This window comes from Streptomyces sp. NPDC001492 (genome assembly GCF_053597275.1).
Window position 1 is genome coordinate 282475 of sequence record NZ_JBSFHW010000003.1, and the last position, 18116, is coordinate 300590.

At 71.7% G+C, this 18116-nt stretch carries 17 protein-coding genes; 7 read left to right on the plus strand and 10 right to left on the minus strand.

All coding sequences use genetic code 11. The annotated features are described in order from the left end of the window. Nucleotides 1-84: 84 nt before the first annotated feature. Genes ACWC1K_RS05430 through ACWC1K_RS05450 form a run of 5 tightly spaced genes read right to left on the minus strand, consistent with a single transcriptional unit; the run spans nt 85 to nt 5305 of the window. Complete coding sequence (locus tag ACWC1K_RS05430) at nt 85-957, minus strand: glycosyltransferase family 2 protein (protein WP_450829042.1); 873 nt, start codon at nt 955-957, stop codon at nt 85-87. A 5-nt stretch (nt 958-962) separates the two neighbouring features. Next, on the minus strand, nt 963-1742 hold the full coding sequence (locus tag ACWC1K_RS05435) for a CDP-alcohol phosphatidyltransferase family protein (RefSeq protein ID WP_450828925.1): 780 nt from the start codon (nt 1740-1742) through the stop codon (nt 963-965). Further along, entirely contained in the window at nt 1720-2781 is a 1062-nt protein-coding gene (locus ACWC1K_RS05440; RefSeq protein WP_450828926.1) for an iron-containing alcohol dehydrogenase family protein, read from the minus strand. The genes ACWC1K_RS05435 and ACWC1K_RS05440 overlap by 23 nt, the downstream gene beginning before the upstream one ends. After that, the gene (locus tag ACWC1K_RS05445; protein WP_450828927.1) at nt 2769-3521 is read right to left on the minus strand and encodes a phosphocholine cytidylyltransferase family protein; all 753 of its coding nucleotides are present in this window, start codon (nt 3519-3521) and stop codon (nt 2769-2771) included. The genes ACWC1K_RS05440 and ACWC1K_RS05445 overlap by 13 nt, the downstream gene beginning before the upstream one ends. Beyond that, nucleotides 3518-5305 (minus strand): DUF5941 domain-containing protein, encoded by a 1788-nt coding sequence (locus ACWC1K_RS05450; RefSeq protein ID WP_450828928.1) that lies wholly within the window; start codon nt 5303-5305, stop codon nt 3518-3520. Before ACWC1K_RS05450 ends, ACWC1K_RS05445 begins: the two co-directional genes overlap by 4 nt. A 276-nt stretch (nt 5306-5581) precedes the next feature. On the opposite strand from ACWC1K_RS05450, the gene galE reads away from it, so the two are divergent. The 3 genes from galE to idi all read left to right on the plus strand — a co-directional run bounded on the left by galE (nt 5582) and on the right by idi (nt 8487). Beyond that, nucleotides 5582-6547, plus strand: coding sequence for a UDP-glucose 4-epimerase GalE (gene galE, locus ACWC1K_RS05455; protein ID WP_450828929.1), 966 nt, complete (start codon nt 5582-5584; stop codon nt 6545-6547). Between the two features lie 149 nt (nt 6548-6696). After that, a complete protein-coding gene (locus ACWC1K_RS05460) occupies nt 6697-7638 on the plus strand; it encodes a cation diffusion facilitator family transporter (protein ID WP_450828930.1) in 942 nt (313 codons plus the stop codon). Nucleotides 7639-7893: 255 nt separating this feature from the next. Next, complete coding sequence (gene idi / locus ACWC1K_RS05465; RefSeq protein WP_450828931.1) at nt 7894-8487, plus strand: isopentenyl-diphosphate Delta-isomerase; 594 nt, start codon at nt 7894-7896, stop codon at nt 8485-8487. Nucleotides 8488-8493: 6 nt separating this feature from the next. On the opposite strand, the gene ACWC1K_RS05470 is transcribed toward idi, so the two are convergent. Beyond that, the gene (locus tag ACWC1K_RS05470; RefSeq protein WP_450829043.1) at nt 8494-9006 is read right to left on the minus strand and encodes an ATP-binding protein; all 513 of its coding nucleotides are present in this window, start codon (nt 9004-9006) and stop codon (nt 8494-8496) included. A gap of 245 nt (nt 9007-9251) precedes the next feature. Here ACWC1K_RS05470 and ACWC1K_RS05475 point away from each other — a divergent pair, with 245 nt between their 5' ends. Next, nucleotides 9252-10001, plus strand: coding sequence for an enoyl-CoA hydratase/isomerase family protein (locus ACWC1K_RS05475; protein WP_450828932.1), 750 nt, complete (start codon nt 9252-9254; stop codon nt 9999-10001). On the opposite strand, the gene ACWC1K_RS05480 is transcribed toward ACWC1K_RS05475, so the two are convergent. After that, nucleotides 9988-10623: a DJ-1/PfpI family protein gene (locus ACWC1K_RS05480; protein WP_450828933.1), complete on the minus strand. Its 636-nt coding sequence runs from the start codon at nt 10621-10623 to the stop codon at nt 9988-9990. The two genes, ACWC1K_RS05475 and ACWC1K_RS05480, sit on opposite strands and share 14 nt — an antisense overlap. A 10-nt stretch (nt 10624-10633) precedes the next feature. Further along, the gene (locus ACWC1K_RS05485) at nt 10634-11599 is read right to left on the minus strand and encodes a GlxA family transcriptional regulator (protein ID WP_450828934.1); all 966 of its coding nucleotides are present in this window, start codon (nt 11597-11599) and stop codon (nt 10634-10636) included. A 113-nt stretch (nt 11600-11712) separates the two neighbouring features. On the opposite strand from ACWC1K_RS05485, the gene ACWC1K_RS05490 reads away from it, so the two are divergent. From ACWC1K_RS05490 to ACWC1K_RS05500, 3 genes are all read left to right on the plus strand, one after another. Next, nucleotides 11713-12582: an SCO6745 family protein gene (locus ACWC1K_RS05490; RefSeq protein ID WP_450828935.1), complete on the plus strand. Its 870-nt coding sequence runs from the start codon at nt 11713-11715 to the stop codon at nt 12580-12582. Between the two features lie 382 nt (nt 12583-12964). Further along, nucleotides 12965-13096 carry an LPFR motif small protein gene (locus ACWC1K_RS05495; protein WP_260844787.1) on the plus strand — a complete coding sequence of 44 codons (132 nt, stop codon included), beginning with the start codon at nt 12965-12967 and terminating at the stop codon, nt 13094-13096. Between the two features lie 99 nt (nt 13097-13195). Beyond that, complete coding sequence (locus ACWC1K_RS05500; RefSeq protein WP_450828936.1) at nt 13196-15601, plus strand: Tex family protein; 2406 nt, start codon at nt 13196-13198, stop codon at nt 15599-15601. Between the two features lie 292 nt (nt 15602-15893). On the opposite strand, the gene ACWC1K_RS05505 is transcribed toward ACWC1K_RS05500, so the two are convergent. Next, nucleotides 15894-16370 carry a DUF1003 domain-containing protein gene (locus ACWC1K_RS05505; RefSeq protein WP_450828937.1) on the minus strand — a complete coding sequence of 159 codons (477 nt, stop codon included), beginning with the start codon at nt 16368-16370 and terminating at the stop codon, nt 15894-15896. Nucleotides 16371-16460: 90 nt separating this feature from the next. Then, the gene (locus tag ACWC1K_RS05510) at nt 16461-18101 is read right to left on the minus strand and encodes an ABC-F family ATP-binding cassette domain-containing protein (protein ID WP_450828938.1); all 1641 of its coding nucleotides are present in this window, start codon (nt 18099-18101) and stop codon (nt 16461-16463) included. Nucleotides 18102-18116: the final 15 nt, after the last annotated feature.

Genomic DNA, 18116 nt, shown 5'->3' on the forward strand with positions numbered 1-18116 from the left:
TCGTCTTCGGGATGCGCAGCCTGTGCGGGCATGGGCAAGAGCCTGGGGCCCGGGTGGGGCCGGTTGCTCACAGGAACGAGCTTGTCAGATCACCGGAGGTCGGCCCAGCCGGGTCAGCCGCCACACCGTACGCCACTTCATGGGCCTGCGTGGCCCGCACGGAGTGGCCCAGCCTTCCCGGAACCCGCCGAACCATGCCTTCAGTGCGGGCCGCGAGGGGCGGCGGACGAGGGTGAGCAGCAACCAGACCCCGAGGTAGACCGGGACCAGCGGGGCGGGGAGGTTGCGGCGGGCCAGCCAGACCCGGTTGCGGGCGACCATGCGGTGGTAGACCGCGTGCCGCGAGGGCGCGGTCGTCGGGTGGTACAGCACCATGTCGGACCGGTAGTCGATCATCCAGCCCGCGTCGAGGGCCCGCCATGCCAGGTCGGTTTCCTCGTGGGCGTAGAAGAATTCGTCCGGGAGCCCGCCGACCTCGGCGAAGACCTTCGTGCGGACGGCGTTGGCGCCGCCGAGGAAGGTGGTGACCCGGGAGGAGCGCATCGGGTCGGCGGCGCGCAGACGCGGCACGTGGCGGCGCTGGGTGACCCCGGTGTCGGGGTCGGCGATGCGGAAGCTGATGATGCCGAGTTCCGGGTCGGCCTCGAAGGCCTGCCGGCACAGCTCGGCGGTGTCGTGCTGGGCGAGGAGCCCGTCGTCGTCGAGGAACATCAATATGTCGACCTCGCGGCCGCTGGGGCCGAAGGCCTCGATGCCGACGTTGCGGCCGCCGGGGATGCCGAGGTTCTCGGGCAGCTCGATCGTACGGACGCCCTCGGGGACGTCCGGGACGGGCGAGCCGTTGCCGACGACGACCACCTCGACCCGGTCGCCGTCCTGCTTGGCGACCGAGTCGAGCAGGGCGCGGAGCTCGTCGGGGCGGTTGCCCATGGTGATGATCACCGCGCCGACCTTCATGCCGCTCACTTCAGCCTGCTGGAGGCGAGGATGGACACCAGGTGCAGCAGGGTCTGCAGCAGCGCGATGCCGGCGAGTACGGCGACTCCGAGGCGGGAGAAGAACAGGTCACCGCGGGCCTGGTCGACGATCGCCAGGACCAGGATCAGCAGGGACGCCTCGATGCCGAGGATCAGCCGGTGGAACTTGAACGCGGCGGCGGCCCGGCGGGCCAGCGCCATCCCGGAGGAGCGCATCTCGGCGGCGGACTCCTGCACCGGCGGCTTGCCCGTCTGGTGCCGGGCCACGCCCACCAGGTCGGTCTCCGCCTTGATCAGGATGGCGCCGAGCGCGGCCAGGGTGCCGAGGAAGGCCCACAGCCAGTCGATACGGCCGCTGCCCCACAGGTCGGCGGCGCGCAGCCCGAAGCCCACGAGCACGGCGGCGTCGGTGAGGTAGGCGCCGACCCGGTCCAGGTAGACACCGCTCAGCGAGTACTGCTTCTTCCAGCGCGCGATCTCGCCGTCGACGCAGTCGAGGAGCAGGTACATCTGCACGCAGACCACGCCGAGCACAGCGCCCGTGATCCCCGGCACCAGCAGGGCCGGGGCCGCGAGCACGCCGAAGACGGTCATCAGATACGTGAGCTGGTTGGGCGTGACCCTGGTGTTCACCAGGTAGCGGTCGACCCGCAGGGACACCTCACGCATGTAGAGGCGTCCCATCCAGTGCTCACCGCTGCGCCGGTCCTTGACCCCCGCGGGGTGGACGACCGGGCGGAGTTCAGCTACCGATGGCCTTGACATAGTCGGCGTAGATGTCCTTGATCTGGTCGGTGGTGAGGTCGAGGTGTTCGAGGATCGTGTAGCGGCCTGGCCGGGTCTCCGGGGCGAACTTCACGGCGCGGACGAACTCGTCCACCGTGAAGCCGATCTCCTCCGGAAGCACCGGAAGCCCGTGCCGGCGCAGCACCTCGGCCGTGTGCGCCGACTCCTCGTGCGCGCCGCGCAGATACATCGCGAAGGCGGCGCCGAGGCCGCACTGCTCGCCGTGGCTGGCGGCCCGCTTGGGGTAGAGCAGGTCGAAGGCGTGGTTGATCTCGTGGCAGGAGCCCGAGGCGGGGCGCGAGTCGCCGGAGATCGACATCGCGATGCCGGTGAGGACCAGCGCCTCGGCGAGCACCTGGAGGAAGTCGTTGTCGCCGATGCCGCCGGGGTGGCGGAGCACCGCCTCGCCCGCCTGGCGGGCCATGGCGGCGGCGAGGCCGTCGATCTTCTCCCCGTTGACGCGGTTGGACAGCTCCCAGTCCGCGATCGAGTTGATGTTGGAGATCGCGTCGCCGATGCCCGCGCGTACGAAGCGCGCCGGGGCCTGGCGAATGACGTCCAGGTCGATGACGGCCGCGATCGGGTTCGGCACGCCGTACGAGCCGCGGCCCGCGTCGTTGTCGAGGGTGGCGACCGGTGAGCACAGACCGTCGTGCGCGAGGTTCGTCGGTACGGCGACCAGGGGCAGGCCGACCCGCGCCGCGGCGAACTTGGCACAGTCGATGATCTTGCCGCCGCCGAGGCCGACGACGGCGTCGTAGCGGCCGGCCTTTATGTCGCCGGCCAGCCGGACCGCGTCGTCGAGGGTGCCGCCGCCGACCTCGTACCAGGTGGCGCCGGGCAGGGTCGGGGCGATCCGCTCGCGCAGCCGGGCGCCGGAGCCGCCGCTGACGGCGACGGCGAGCCGGCCCGAGGTCGAGATGCGTTCGTCGGCCAGCACGCAGGCCAGATCGTCGAGGGCACCCGGGCGGATGTCCACGACGAGCGGCGAGGGGATGAGCCGGGTCAGTAGTGGCACGCGATCTCCCGTCCGCGGGCGAGATCGTCGTAGTTGTCGATCTCGACCCACTTGACGTCGCCGATCGGCGCCACGTCGATCCGGAAGCCGCGGTTCACCAGTTCCTGGTACCCGTGCTCGTAGAACTGCTGCGGGTCGGTCTCCCAGACCGCCTTCAGGGCGTCGGCCAGCTCGGGGGCGGCGTCGCCCTCGATGAGGGTCACGCCGATGTACTCGCCGGTCGCCTCGGCGGGGTCCATCAGCTTGGTGATCTTCGTCATGCCCTGCTCGGAGTCGACGACGACCTTCATCTCCTCGTCGGCCAGGTTCTTCACCGTGTCCAGGGCGAGGATGATCTTCTTGCCGTCGCCGCGCGCGGCGAGCAGCGTCTTCTCGACGGAGACCGGGTGGACGGTGTCGCCGTTGGCGAGGATCACACCGTCCTTGAGGGCGTCACGGCCGCACCACAGGGAGTAGGCGTTGTTCCACTCCTCGGCCTTGTCGTTGTCGATGAGGGTGAGCTTGAGGCCGTACTTCGCCTCCAGCGCGGCCTTGCGCTCGTACACGGCCTCCTTGCGGTAGCCGACGATGATCGCGACCTCGGTCAGCCCGATCTCCGCGAAGTTGCCGAGAGTGAGGTCGAGAACCGTGGGTTCGCCCTCTATGCCCGCGGGGCCCACCGGCACCAGCGCCTTGGGCAGGCTGTCGGTGTAGGGGCGCAGACGGCGTCCGGCGCCGGCCGCCAGCACGAGGCCGATCATGCGGGTTCTCCTTCATCGTGTACGGCGGGGGCCCCGGAGGACACCCAGAAGCGGATGCTCTCGACGAGCACCACCAGGGCGACGGTCACGGCGAGGACCGTGAGCGCGACCTTGAACTGCGAGGCGGTGAGCGCGGCGGCCAGGACGGTGACCAGCAGCGTCCGCCCTTCATGCCCCCCGATGGCGCGCACCAGCCAGGCCGGGGGCGCTCCGGCGTTGCCGCGGATGCGGTACACCGTGTCGTAGTGATGGTAGGCGACGGCCGCCACCAGCCCGAAAGCCGCGGGCAGTGCTCCGTTCACGTCCGCTTTGGCCGCGAGGACCAGGACGGTGCCGTACTCGGCGAACCGGAACAGCGGCGGAACCAGCCAGTCGAGGGCGCCCTTGAGGGGGCGGTACAGGGCCTGACCGGCGGCGACGGAGTAGACGAACGCACCGGCGACCGGAGCCCAGGTCACGCCGGAGAAGAGGGCGACGGCCAGGATCGCCGTACCGCCCAGCGCCGCCGGCAGCGGACCCCCGAGAGGCGCACGCGCGAACCGTGCCAGGAGTCCGGCCAGCGGTCCGTTGTCCGCGAGGTCCGCCAGCGCCTGCGCCGCCCGGTCCGTCCGCCGGGCCTTGCGGGTCAGCGAGCGCAGGACCCGGCCCGCCGTGGTGTACGTCGCGGCGAAGGCGCAGCCGATGAGCAGGACGTAGAAGGTGATCCGGGGCGTCGTGACCGCCGTCAGGACCGCGATCATCGCCCAGCGCTCGCCGATCGGCAGCACGATCATGCGGCGCACCCACACCGTCCAGCCGACGCTGTCCAGCTTGTCGGAGAGGGCCGCCGTGGGGCTGGTGTTGGCGGTCGCGTCGTGGTTGGCCTCGTTGAAGGAGAAGTCGACCACATGCCGGCAGGTCTGCAGGATCATCGCGCCGAGCGCGAGCGCCCATACGTCGTCGCCGCCGCGGGCCGCTCCCAGCGCCAGCCCCGCGTAGTAGGCGTACTCCTTGGCCCGGTCGAAGGTGGCGTCCAGCCAGGCGCCGAGCGTGGAGTACTGGAGGGAGTAGCGGGCCAACTGACCGTCGGTGCAGTCCAGTACGAAGGACGCGATCAGCAGGACGCCCGCCGCGACGAAGCCCGTCCGGGTGCCGGTGGCCGCGCAGCCCGCGGCGATCAGCGCGGTGAGCAGGGAGGCGGTGGTGACCTGGTTGGGGGTCAGGCCGCGGCGGGCGCACCAGCGGGCGATGTAGCGGGAGTACGGGCTGATGAAGAACGTGGTGAAGAAGCCGTCGCGCGACTTCACGGCCGACTTCAGGCGTACGGCCTCGTCGTCGACGTTCGCGACGGCCTGCCGTGCCTCGTTGCGGGACTGCGGGTCGGCAGGGACGGCGGCGACCAGGCTGCCGAGTTCCGGGCGGTGCACGTCGGCGCCGTCGCTGTCGAGGGCGGTGACGATGCGGTCGGCGAGGCTGTCGACGGCGAGTGCCGTGCCGCCGCCGGCCGAGTTCTCGCGGGCCATCGCACGGGTCAGGGCCGGGCGGCCGGCCGGCTGGGCCGTGACGGCCCCCGGGATCGCGGCGAGCGGGAAGCGGGGGTCGGTGAGGCCGAGGCGCAGTGCGTGCAGGTGGCCCACGAAGCGGCCGTCGACCACGGCGACCCGCTGGTCGCCGGGCACCTGGGCCAGCAGCGTCTCGGCGTCGGCGGTGTCGGCGGCGATCCGTACGTCGAAGCCGAGGGACCGCAGATCGCCCTCGATCGACGATCCGGGGACCGGCTGACCGGTGAGGATGGCGGTCGACAACCGAACTCACTCCCTGGGTGCCGACGCGCCGGCGCCGGTCATGTGCTGGGTGGGCGCCCCTTGGCTGCACCAGGCGGGCGGCATGTCGGCAGAGGCTATCGGATGCCGGGAGAGCGGAGTTCACCGCCCGTTCACGGGCCGATCAACGCCGTCTCCACCGGCCTTTGCCGCGATCATCATCGGTGATCCGGGGTCCCGCCGACAAACCGCGGTGCCCAGATCAGGCATCCGGGACATTGGGGAGCGCCGGGTGGTCTCGGCATAGGGTGGGCGACCATGACATGGCTGATCACAGGCGGAGCGGGATACATCGGGGCCCATGTGGTGCGGGCCATGACCGGCGCCGGGGAGCGTGTCGTCGCACTGGACGACCTCTCGGCCGGGTTCCCCGAGCGGCTGCCGGCGGACGTACCGCTCGTCGAGGGCTCGACGCTCGACGGCGACCTGCTGAAGAGGGTGTTCGCCGAGCACCGGGTGACCGGTGTCGTCCACCTCGCCGCGCGCAAGCAGGTCGCCGAGTCCGTGGCACAGCCCACCCGCTACTACCGGGAGAACGTCGGCGGTCTCGCGACGCTGCTGGAGGCGGTCGCCGAGGCCGGGGTCGGGAAGTTCCTGTTCTCCTCGTCCGCGGCCGTCTACGGAAACCCCGATGTGGACCTCATCACCGAGGACACCGCGTGCGCGCCGGTGAACCCGTACGGCGAGACCAAGCTCACCGGCGAGTGGCTGGTGCGGGCGGCGGGCCGGGCACACGACATCTCCACGGTCTGCCTGCGGTATTTCAACGTGGCGGGCGCCGCCGCACCCGAGCTGGCGGACACGGGCGTCTTCAACATCGTCCCCATGGTCTTCGACCGGCTCACCCGCGACGAGGCCCCGCGGATCTTCGGCGACGACTATCCGACGCCGGACGGCACCTGCATCCGCGACTACATCCACGTCGCCGACCTGGCCGAGGCACATCTGGCCGCGGCACGGCGGCTCGCCGACCGCAGCGGTGACCTCACGGTGAACATCGGCCGCGGCGAGGGCGTCTCCGTCCGCGAACTGATCACCGTCATCGGCGAGGTGACCGGCGACCACCGCCCGGCCCTGGTCGAGGGCCGCCGCCCCGGGGACGCGCCGCGCGCGGTCGCCTCCGCCGCCCGTGCCGCAGCGGAGCTGGGCTGGACCGCACGGCGCGGGGTGCCCGAGATGGTCCAGTCGGCCTGGCAGGGCTGGCTGCTGCACCACGGCGGCTGACACCACGGCAGGGGAACTGAGGCTGCCCTGACCTGCATATCGTTTCCGCAGGTCAGGGCACATGACAACGGTGTTCAGTGCCGCGTTGCCCGATACCCCCCGCCCGTAGTTGACTGTCATCCCGGGCGCAACACAGGAAGGCGGCTGCCATGGGGGCTGGGCACGATCACGGACACGGGCACTCGCATGCCCCGCCCACCGGTACGGCCGCGGCGGCGTACCGCGGACGGCTGCGCGTCGCGCTGTCGATCACGCTCACCGTCATGGTGGTCGAGATCGTCGGCGGTCTGCTCGCGGACTCGCTCGCGCTGATCGCGGACGCCACCCACATGGCGACCGACGCCCTCGGGCTGGGCATGGCGCTGCTGGCGATCCACTTCGCGGGCCGCCCGCCGAGCGGCAACCGCACCTTCGGGTACGCCCGCGCCGAGATCCTCGCGGCGCTCGCCAACTGTCTGCTGCTGCTCGGCGTCGGCGGCTACGTCCTGTACGAGGCGATCCAGCGGTTCTTCACCCCGGCCTACACCGCGGGCGCGCTGATGATCGTGTTCGGTGCGATCGGTCTGGTCGCGAACATGATCTCGCTGACGCTGCTGGTGCGCGGCCGGCAGGAGAGCCTGAACGTGCGCGGCGCGTTCCTGGAGGTGGCGGCGGACGCGCTCGGCTCCCTCGCCGTGATCATCTCGGCGCTGGTGATCCTGGCGACCGGCTGGCAGGCCGCGGACCCGATCGCCTCGCTGGTGATCGGCCTGATGATCGTGCCCCGCACCTGGAAGCTGCTCCGCGAGACCCTGGACGTCCTGCTGGAGGCAGCCCCGCGGGACGTCGACATGGCGGACGTACGCGCCCACATCCTGGACCTGGACGGGGTCGAGGACGTCCACGACCTGCACGCCTGGACGATCACGTCGGGGATGCCGGTGCTCTCCGCGCACGTCGTGGTGCGCTCCGACGTCCTCAGCGCCATCGGCCACGAGAAGATGCTCCACGAGCTCCAGGAGTGCCTCGGCGACCACTTCGACGTGGCGCACTGCACCTTCCAGCTGGAACCGGGCGGGCACGCGGAACACGAGGCGAGGGTGTGCCATTGAGGCAGGTGCGCCGCAGCTTGGCCGGAATGCAGCCGTCCGGCGTGACCCGGCGTCGTTAAGCCTCACAGCGTCGCCCCGGACGGTTCCCCGCCGACCGCCAGGGGCACGATCAACTACCGGGCCCCTCTTCCGGTCTTCAACCGGTGACGGCCGTGCCCGCGCCGCGCGCGGGACATGCGGGCGTGCCGCGAAGTGCCGGGAGTGCCGGATTCGTACGGCAGACTTGGGGCGCGAAGACCGATGTGAAGGATGGGTATGCCGATCACACCTGCCACCGCGACGCACACTCCGTCGAACGGCGCCGCAGACGCGATTTTGCTGGAACTGGTCGACGAGAACGGCGTCACGATCGGCACCGCGGAGAAGCTCGCCGCCCATCAGCCGCCGGGGCAGCTGCACCGCGCCTTCTCCGTCTTCCTCTTCGACGAGCGCGGCAGACTGCTGCTGCAGCAGCGGGCCCTGGGCAAGTACCACTCCCCCGGCGTGTGGTCCAACACCTGCTGCGGCCACCCCTACCCCGGCGAGGCGCCCTTCGCGGCGGCGGCCCGCCGCACGTACGAGGAGCTGGGCGTGTCCCCCTCGCTGCTCGCCGAGGCGGGCACGGTCCGCTACAACCACCCCGACCCCGACTCGGGCCTGGTCGAGCAGGAGTACAACCACCTGTTCGTCGGGATGGTGCAGTCGCCGCTGCGGCCGGACCCGGAGGAGGTCGGCGCCACGGCCTTCGTGACGCCCGCGGAGCTCGCGGAGCGGCACGCCAAGGACACCTTCTCGTCCTGGTTCATGACCGTGCTGGACGCGGCCCGACCGGCCGTCAGGGAGCTGACCGGCCCGTCGGCCGGCTGGTGACCTCCGTCAGAGCACCCGCAGGGGTTTGAGCGGCAGGGCGGCCCAGATCACCTTGCCGCCGCTCGACGTGTGCTCGACGTCGCACACCCCTCCCGCCTCCCGGGCGACCTCGCTGACCAGGAGCAGCCCCCGGCCGCCCTCGCCGCTGTGGTCGGTCTCCAGAGCGGTCGGGCGGTAGGGGTGGTTGTCCTCCACGGACACCCGCACCCACTCGGCGCCGACGGCGACCTCCACGGCGAGCATCGGCGACAGCAGCGCCGCGTGCCGGACGGCGTTCGTGACCAGCTCCGAGACGATCAGCAGCAGGGCGTGGACCAGATCGTCGGAGACGGGCACCCCCTGGCGGTGGAGCAGGTCCCGCACGGCGTGCCGCGCCTGCGGGACGGAGGCCTCGATGGCTGGGGCGGTGAACCGCCAGACGCCTTCGTACGGCAGCGGGTCCGCGGGCGGCCCCGGGTCGCGGGGCTCGTAAGCGCCGCCTTCTGGGCGTGGGCCGGACCCGCGCCCATGGTTGTCCATCGTCCGGTCGCCACCCTTGCGCTCGATTGTCACCACACGTCGAGTGTTGGGAACGACCCACGGCACTCCGGATGACTGAACACAAGTCAGCAGGTATCGAGCACTTATGACCGTTGGCGTATGACACGGTCAGTTGTGGGACTGCTCCTGTCACGCTTCAGCCGACTTCGCGAACTCTTCGGGTTGTACGGGTTAGGGCGCCCCCTTCTTGATCACGCGACCGGCGCGGCGGCTAGCATCCGGCCATGGAGCCCCAGCTGCTGCACAGCGTCACCGACTCGGTCGCCACCGTCGTCATCCACCACCCGGCGAAGCGCAACGCCATGACGGCCGCGATGTGGGCCGCGCTGCCGCCGCTGCTCGACACCCTCGCGGCCGACCCGGGCGTACGGGCGCTCGTGCTGACCGGCGAGGGCGGCACGTTCTGCGCGGGGGCCGACATCTCCACGCTGCAGGGGTCGCCGGAGGAGGCGCAGGGGCTCGCGGTGCGGGCCGAGGAGGCGCTGGCCGCCTTCCCGAAGCCGACGCTGGCCGCGATCCGCGGGCACTGCGTGGGCGGCGGGTCGCAGCTGGCGGCGGCCTGTGATCTGCGCTTCGCCATGGAGGGGGCGCTGTTCGGGGTGACGCCGGCGAAGCTGGGGATCGTGTATCCGGCCTCCTCCACGCGCCGTCTGGTGGCGCTGGTCGGTCCGGCCGCCGCCAAGTACCTGCTGTTCTCCGGCGAGTTGATCGACGCGGAACGGGCGCTGCGCACCGGTCTGGTCGACGAGGTGCTGCCGCAGGGTGAACTCGCCAAGCGGGTCGCCGAGTTCACCCGGATCCTGGTGTCCCGTTCGCAGCTCACGCAGGCTGCGGCGAAGGAGTTCGCGAACGGGCGCGCCGACCGGGACGCGTACTGGACGCAGCAGGCGCGCGGCAGCGGCGACACCGTGGAGGGGGTCGCCGCGTTCCTGGAGCGCAGGCAGCCGCGCTTCACCTGGACTACGTCAGGATGAAGCGGCTCTTGGAGCGGAACTCCTCGACGAGGTGCGCGGGCGCCTTCTCGGGGGAGCCGGCGTCGTAGGGCGGCTGCGGGTCGTACTCGGTCAACAGCTGGACGGCCTGGGCGTGTTCCTCGCCGGCGATCCGCCCGAGCAGGGTCAGGCCCATGTCGATGCCGGAGGAGACACCGGCCGCGGTGACGTACTTGCCGTCGAGGACCACCCGCTCCCCCGTGGGCTCGGCGCCGAACTGCTTCAGGAAGTCCAGGGCCAGCCAGTGGGAGGTGGCGCGGCGGCCCCGCAGCAGGCCGGCCGCGGCGAGGAGCAGGGAGCCCGTGCACACCGATGTCGTCCAGGTGCTGGTGGCGTCGGCGGTGCGCAGCCAGTCCAGGAGGGTCTCGTTCTCCATCTGCGGGGTCTGTCCCGGACCCCCCGGGACGATCACGATGTCGGGGCGCTCCACCTCGGCCAGGGTCTTGTCGGCGACGATCGCGAGGTTTCCGGTGTCGGTACGGACGGGACCGGTCCGTTCGGCGACGAAGACGGTCTCCGCGTCCGGAAGGCGCCCGAGGGTCTCGTACGGCCCCACGGCGTCGAGGGCGGTGAAGCGGTCGAAGAGCACGATGGCGATCTGCATCGGGGTCCTTTCAGCGGGTGGATGCGGGACGGAAGCGGCGGCGGTATTCCGCCGGGGCCGTGCCGAGGGTCCTGACGAAGGCGCGGCGCATGGCCTCGGGGGTGCCGTAGCCGCTGGCGCGGGAGATCTCCTCGACGCCGTCGGCCGTGTCCTCCAGGAGACGGCGGGCGTGTTCGAGGCGGACGCGGTCGACATAGCGGCCGGGGGTCATGCCGGTCTCCGCCTGGAAGGCGCGGGCGAAGTGGCGGGGCGAGAGGGCGGCACGGGCGGCGAGGGACTCGACGTCGAGGTCGCCGTCGGGGTGCTCATTGATCCACTGCTGGACTTCGCGCAGCGGCTCGCGCCGGGCGGTCTGTGCGGCGAGCTGCGCGCTGAACTGGGCCTGGTTGCCGGGCCGGCGCAGAAAGACGACCAGGTGGCGGGCGATGGCCAGCGCGGCCTCCCGGCCCAGGTCCTCCTCCACCAGGGCCAGCGCGAGGTCGATGCCCGAGGTGACACCGGCCGAGGTGAAGACGTGTCCGTCGCGCACATAGATGGGGTCGGGGTCGACCTCGACGGCCGGGTGGTCGCGGGCGAGCTTGTCGCAGTACGCCCAGTGGGTCGTGGCGCGGCGCCCGTCGAGCAGGCCCGCCTCCGCGAGGAGGATGGCGCCGGTGCAGACGGAGACGAGGCGCTCCGCGCGCGGGCCGTTCGTGCGCAGCCAGTCGCTCAGCCGGGGGTCGCGCACCGGACGGCGCGTGCCCTGGCCGCCCGGCACGAGAAGGGTGTGCGGGGCGGGCGCGTCCGCGAGGCCGTGGTCCGGTACGAGGGTCAGGCCGCTGGAGGTGCGAACGGGGGCGCCGTCCAGGGAGGCCGTACGGAGGCGGTAGGTGCCCGGGGTGTGCAGCTCGGCGCCCGCGAAGACCTCCAGGGGGCCGGTGACGTCGAGGCTCTGGACGCCGTCGAAGAGGACGAGCAGGACGGTTCGCTGCGGCATACCCACGATTCTTGGCAGCCGGACGGATGGCGGCAAGGACGAGTTCCCCACCTTTCCTGCCATCCGGCGTACGGCACTGGAGCCCGTACCGACCAGTCGGTAACCTGCCCGTCATGACTACTGCCGCCCTCGATCCGCATGCCGGTCGCCGCTGCCACAACGCGCTCAACTCCCTGCACGCGACGTACTACTTCTCGCCCGACCTGGGCAGGGAGCTGGGCGCTCTCGGCATCACGCACCCGAGGGCCGTCAACCTCGCCGCGCGGGCGGCCGCGCTGGGCCCGGTCGGCGCCGGCACGGTGACGGCGACCTTCTACAACTACAAGTACGAGCTCGTGGCCCGGTATGTGCCCGCCGTGTGGGAGAGCGCCTCGCCCGCGCAGATCCTGGCCGCACGCGCGCGTGCCGTCGATGCGACCCTGCGCCGCCTGCTCGGCGAGGACACCGTGGCGTCCGAGGAGATGGCTCAGGCGGCGCGGCTGGCGCTGCGGGCGGCCGAGGCCTGTTCGCGCCCCGCCCGGCCGCTGTACTCGGCTTACGCCGACCTGCCGGTGCCCGACGAGCCGCATCTGGCGTACTTCCACGCCACCACGCTGCTGCGTGAGCACCGGGGCGACGGGCATCTCGCCGTCCTGATGTCCGCGGAGCTGGACGGTCTGGAGGCCGTGGTGACCCACACCGCGACAGGCAAGGGCATGACACCGAAGTGGGTGTTCGGCAGCCGCGGCTGGAAGCAGGAGGACTGGGACGCGGCCTGCGGGCGGCTGCGGGAGCGCGGGCTGCTGGACGGGGCGGGCGAGCTGACGGAGCGGGGCGTCGCGCTGCGGGCGCACATCGAGACGGAGACGGACCGCCTGGACCGGGCGCCGTACGAGCACCTGGGGGCGGAGGACGTCGCCCGGCTGACGGAGCTGGGGGCGGGATTCGCCCGGACCGCACTCGCGGCAGGGGCCTATCCAGCGGATCTGATCGGCAAGGGCTGACGAGCCCCAGGCAGAGGGCATCACCCGACGGGAGAGGCCTCGCGCGGGCCGCACAAGCCGCCGGGGCCCACCCCGCCGATCTCATGGGCAAGCCCTGACGAGACCCAGGCAGTGGACATCACCCAGCCGACAGAGCACGGGACAGACCTCGCCCGGGCCGCACCCGCCGCCGAGGCCCACCCCGCCGATCCGATCGGCAAGCGCTGACGAGCCCCAGGCAGAAACCCTCGCTCAGCCGACGAAGCTCGGGATTGCGTGGGCCGCACTCTTCGCCGAGGCCCACCCCGCGGATCTGATCGGCAAGGGCCGGCGAAAGACGGGTACCCGGACCTCGCCCGGCCGCCTCGGCCGGGCGGAAACCGGGAACGGAAAGGGGAAATTCGTGTTCCGCGCCATTGCAGACGTGCTGCGACAGATCGGCGGCGCGATCGCCACCGTCGTCACACTGCCCTTCCGGGCGCTGGCCCGGCTCTTCGGCGGAGCCTCGGGTTCCGCGCGGGGCCACCGGGCCTGATCCCGCCGTCCGCCTCGCCGGTTGCCGCCCTGATCCCCGACTGTCGGTGCCGCCTGCCACAATTGCGGCGCAACCTCAGTGAGAAGGCGGTACGGGATCGTGACGACACCCGGGTCCAGCGCAGTCGGGACCATCGAAGGCAGGATCGCCGAGGAACTCGGCGTACGGGAGCGGCAGGTCAGGGCTGCCGTGGAGCTGCTCGACGGCGGTTCGACGGTGCCCTTCATCGCCCGCTACCGCAAGGAAGCGACCGAGATGCTCGACGACGCGCAGCTGCGCACGATCGAGGAGCGGTTGCGCTATCTGCGGGAACTGGAGGAGCGGCGGACCGCGATTCTGGAGTCGGTGCGCGAGCAGGGCAAGCTGACCGCGGAGCTGGAGGCGCAGATCCGCGGCGCCGAGACCAAGGCGCGGCTCGAGGACATCTACCTGCCGTACAAGCCCAAGCGGCGTACGAAGGCGCAGATCGCCCGCGAGGCCGGGCTGGAGCCGCTCGCCGAGGGGCTGCTCGGCGATCCGACGGTCGACCCGCTGGCCGCGGCCGCCGCGTTCGTCGACGCCGACAAGGGCGTGGCCGATGCGCAGGCCGCCCTGGACGGCGCCCGTGCGATCCTCACCGAGCGGTTCTCCGAGGACGCCGACCTGATCGGCGAGCTGCGCGAGCGCATGTGGGTGCGCGGACGGCTGGCCGCCAAGGTGCGGGACGGCAAGGAGGAGGCGGGCGCCAAGTTCGCCGACTACTTCGACTTCGCCGAGCCGTTCACCGAACTGCCCTCGCACCGCATCCTCGCGATGCTGCGCGGCGAGAAGGAGGAGGTCCTCGACCTCGTCCTGGAGCCGGAGGAACCCACCGACGGCCCCTCGTCCTACGAGGGCATCGTCGCCGCGAAGTTCCAGATCGCCGACCGCGGCCGTCCCGCCGACAAGTGGCTGACGGACACGGTCCGCTGGGCCTGGCGCACCCGCATCCTGGTGCACCTCGGCCTCGACCTGCGCCTCCGGCTGCGCACGGCCGCCGAGGACGAGGCCGTCCAGGTGTTCGCGGCGAACCTGCGCGACCTGCTGCTCGCCGCCCCGGCCGGCACGCGCGCGACCCTGGGCCTGGACCCCGGGTTCCGTACGGGCGTGAAGGTCGCCGTCATCGACGCCACCGGCAAGGTGGTGGCCACGGACGTCATCTACCCGCACGTCCCGGCGAACAAGTGGGACGAGGCGATCGCCAAGCTGGCCCGCCTGGCGAAGGAACACGCGGTCGAGCTGATCGCGATCGGCAACGGCACGGCGTCCCGCGAGACCGACAAGCTGGCGGGTGAACTCATTACCAGGCACCCCGAGTTGGGCCTCACCAAGGTGATGGTGTCCGAGGCGGGCGCGTCCGTGTACTCGGCCTCCGCGTTCGCCTCGCAGGAGCTGCCCGACATGGACGTGTCGCTGCGCGGCGCCGTCTCCATCGCGCGCCGCCTCCAGGACCCCCTGGCCGAGCTGGTGAAGATCGACCCGAAGTCGATCGGCGTCGGCCAGTACCAGCACGACCTGTCCGAGGTGAAGCTGTCGCGCTCGCTGGACGCGGTGGTCGAGGACTGTGTGAACGGCGTGGGCGTGGACGTCAACACGGCCTCGGCCCCGCTGCTCGCCCGGGTCTCCGGCATCACCTCCGGGCTTGCCGAGAACATCGTGGCGCACCGCGATGCCAACGGCCCCTTCAAGTCGCGTACGCAGCTCAAGAGCGTGGCACGGCTCGGCCCGAAGGCATACGAGCAGTGCGCGGGCTTCCTGCGGATCCGCGGCGGCGACGACCCGCTGGACGCCTCCAGCGTGCACCCGGAGGCCTACCCGGTCGTGCGGCGCATGGTGAAGACCTCCGGGCAGGAGGTGGCGTCGCTCATCGGCAACACGGGCGTGCTGCGTTCGCTGAGGCCGGATGCGTTCGTGGACGAGACGTTCGGTCTGCCGACCGTCACCGACATCCTCAAGGAGCTGGAGAAGCCCGGGCGCGACCCGCGGCCCGCGTTCAAGACGGCCACCTTCAAGGAGGGCGTCGAGAAGATCTCCGACCTGGCCTCCGGGATGGTCCTGGAGGGCGTGGTCACGAATGTGGCGGCCTTCGGTGCGTTCATCGACGTCGGTGTCCACCAGGACGGTCTGGCGCATGTCTCCGCGTTGTCCAAGACGTTCGTCAAGGACCCGCGGGACGTGGTGAAGCCGGGGGACATCGTCAAGGTGAAGGTGCTGGACGTGGACATTCCGCGCAAGCGGATCTCGCTGACGCTGCGGCTCGACGACGAGGCCGCGCCGCAGGGCGACGGCGGCGAGCGCCGGCAGCGGGGAGCGCGTCCGCCTCAGCAGCGGCAGCAGCAGCAGCGTCAGGGCGGCGGTCGTGGCGGGCAGGGCGGCGGTCGTGGCGGGCAGGGCGGCGGTTCGCGCCAGGCGGCGGCGCCGGCCAACAGTGCGATGGCCGATGCTCTGCGCCGGGCGGGGTTGCTCGATCCGAAGGGTAAGCGCTGAGCCTGAGTCTCCGGCGGGATGCCGTGGGGAGCTGCGGGCCGGTCGTGGCTGGTAGCGCCCCGCGGCGGAGCCGCTGATGTGACGGCCCCCGCGCCCCTGGGTGTCCGAGAGCCGGGGTACGAGACCGCCTGGGTCCAGCTCGGAGAGAGCCGGTCGCGGGGCCCGCGACCGGGCCGTGGAGACCGTTCCGGAGCCGTGCTGGATCTCCTACGAGCCAGAGACGACCCCGGGGCTTCGTGACCCGGCGGCTGGTGGTCACGGCGGAGCGGAGACTGGATGTGAGCCGGCCCGCTCAGCTCTGCTGCGGGGGCGGCGGGGTGCCGTTCATCCGGGCCCGGTTCTCCGCGAGCAGTTCCTGCACGCGCTGCTCGACCTCCGCCGGGTCCACACCGAGGGAACGGCCGATGTGCACGGCCCACACCTCCGAGCGCACATTGGTCTCGAAGTCCAGGTCGGCGCGGACGTTCTCGCGGGCGGCCTGCCGGTTCTGGCTCACCATCACGAAGGTGGACAGGAAGATCGCCTCCAGGCTGACGATCATGGTGAGCAGTCCGAAGGGGTACGGGTCCCAGACCGCCCCCTTGCCGAAAGCCCCCTCGTTGCACACGATCCACACCGCGAACCACAGGGTGTGCAGATAGACGAAGGTCATGGTCCCGGCGAAGGCGGTGATCGCGTCCGCGATCCGGTCCTGGGTCCCGCGCATCCGTCCAAGGACGTCCTGCTCGTGCACGATCCGCACGGCCGGCCGCTTCGCCTCAGAACCCATGGCCCCTCCTTGTGACGCGATGTGCCTCGATCACCTGCGGCGCCCTCATGGCCGGTCGCGCCCGAGCCGCGACGGACGCCACCCGCCTGTTCAGCGCTCCGTGACTTTTCCGTCCGCCACCTCGAGCCGCCGGTTCACGTGGACCGCGTCCAGCATGCGGCGGTCGTGGGTGACCAGGAGGAGGGTGCCCTCGTAGGCGTCGAGGGCCGACTCCAGCTGTTCGATGGCCGGCAGGTCGAGGTGGTTGGTCGGCTCGTCGAGGACGAGGAGGTTGACGCCCCGGCCCTGCAGCAACGCCAGGGCGGCGCGTGTGCGTTCGCCCGGGGAGAGGGTCGCCGCCGGGCGCAGGACGTGTTCGGACTTCAGGCCGAACTTGGCCAGCAGCGTGCGCACTTCGACCGGCTCGGTGTCGGGTACGGCGGCGCAGAACGCGTCGAGCAGGGCCTCCGGGCCGTGGAACAGCTTGCGGGCCTGGTCGACCTCGCCGACCAGGACGCCGGAGCCGAGGCTCGCGTCGCCCGCGTCCAGGGGGATCCGGCCGAGCAGGGCGCCCAGCAGGGTCGACTTGCCGGCGCCGTTCGCCCCGGTCACCGCCACCCGGTCCGCCCAGTCGATCTGCAGGGAGACCGGGCCGAAGGTGAAGTCGCCGCGCCGCACCTCCGCGTCCCGCAGGGTGGCCACGACGGCGCCCGAGCGCGGGGCCGACGCGATCTCCATGCGCAGCTCCCACTCCTTGCGGGGCTCCTCGACCACGTCGAGCCGCTCAATCATGCGCTGGGTCTGCCGGGCCTTCGCGGCCTGCTTCTCGCTGGCCTCGCTGCGGAACTTCCGTCCGATCTTGTCGTTGTCGTTGCTCGCCTTGCGGCGGGCGTTCTTGACGCCCTTGTCCATCCAGGAGCGCTGCATCTGGGCCCGGTCCTGGAGGGCGGCGCGCTTGTCGGCGTACTCCTCGTAGTCCTCGCGGGCGTGCCGCCGGGCGACGTCCCGCTCCTCCAGGTAGGCCTCGTAGCCGCCGCCGTAGAGGGTGATCTGCTGCTGGGCGAGGTCGAGTTCGAGGACCTTGGTGACCGTGCGGGTGAGGAACTCGCGGTCGTGGCTGACGACGACGGTGCCGGCGCGCAGGCCCGTCACGAACCGCTCCAGGCGCTCCAGGCCGTCCAGGTCGAGGTCGTTGGTCGGCTCGTCGAGGAGGAAGACGTCGTAGCGGGAGAGGAGGAGGGAGGCGAGGCCCGCGCGTGCCGCCTGGCCGCCGGACAGGGACGTCATCGGCTGGTCCAGGTCCACGGCCAGGCCCAGGGAGTCGGCGACCTCCTCGGACCGCTCGTCCAGGTCGGCACCGCCCAGGTCGAGCCAGCGCTCCAGGCTCGTCGCGTACGCGTCGTCGGCGCCCGGTGCGCCGGCGACCAGGGCCTGTGTCGCCTCGTCCATCACGCGCTGCGCCTCCGCGACGCCGGTACGGCGGGCGAGGAACTCCCGGACGGTCTCGCCCGGGCGCCGCTCCGGTTCCTGCGGGAGGTGTCCGACGGTCGCGGTCGGCGGGGAGAGCCTCAGCTCCCCCTCCTCCGGTGTGAGCAGCCCCGCGAGCATCTTGAGCAGCGTGGACTTGCCCGCGCCGTTGGCGCCGACCAGCCCGATCACGTCTCCGGGCGCGACGACGAGGTCGAGCCCGGAGAAGAGGGAGCGGTCGCCGTGGCCGGCGGCTAGGTTCTTGGCGACGAGAGTGGCGGTCACAGGGGGCGATCCTAA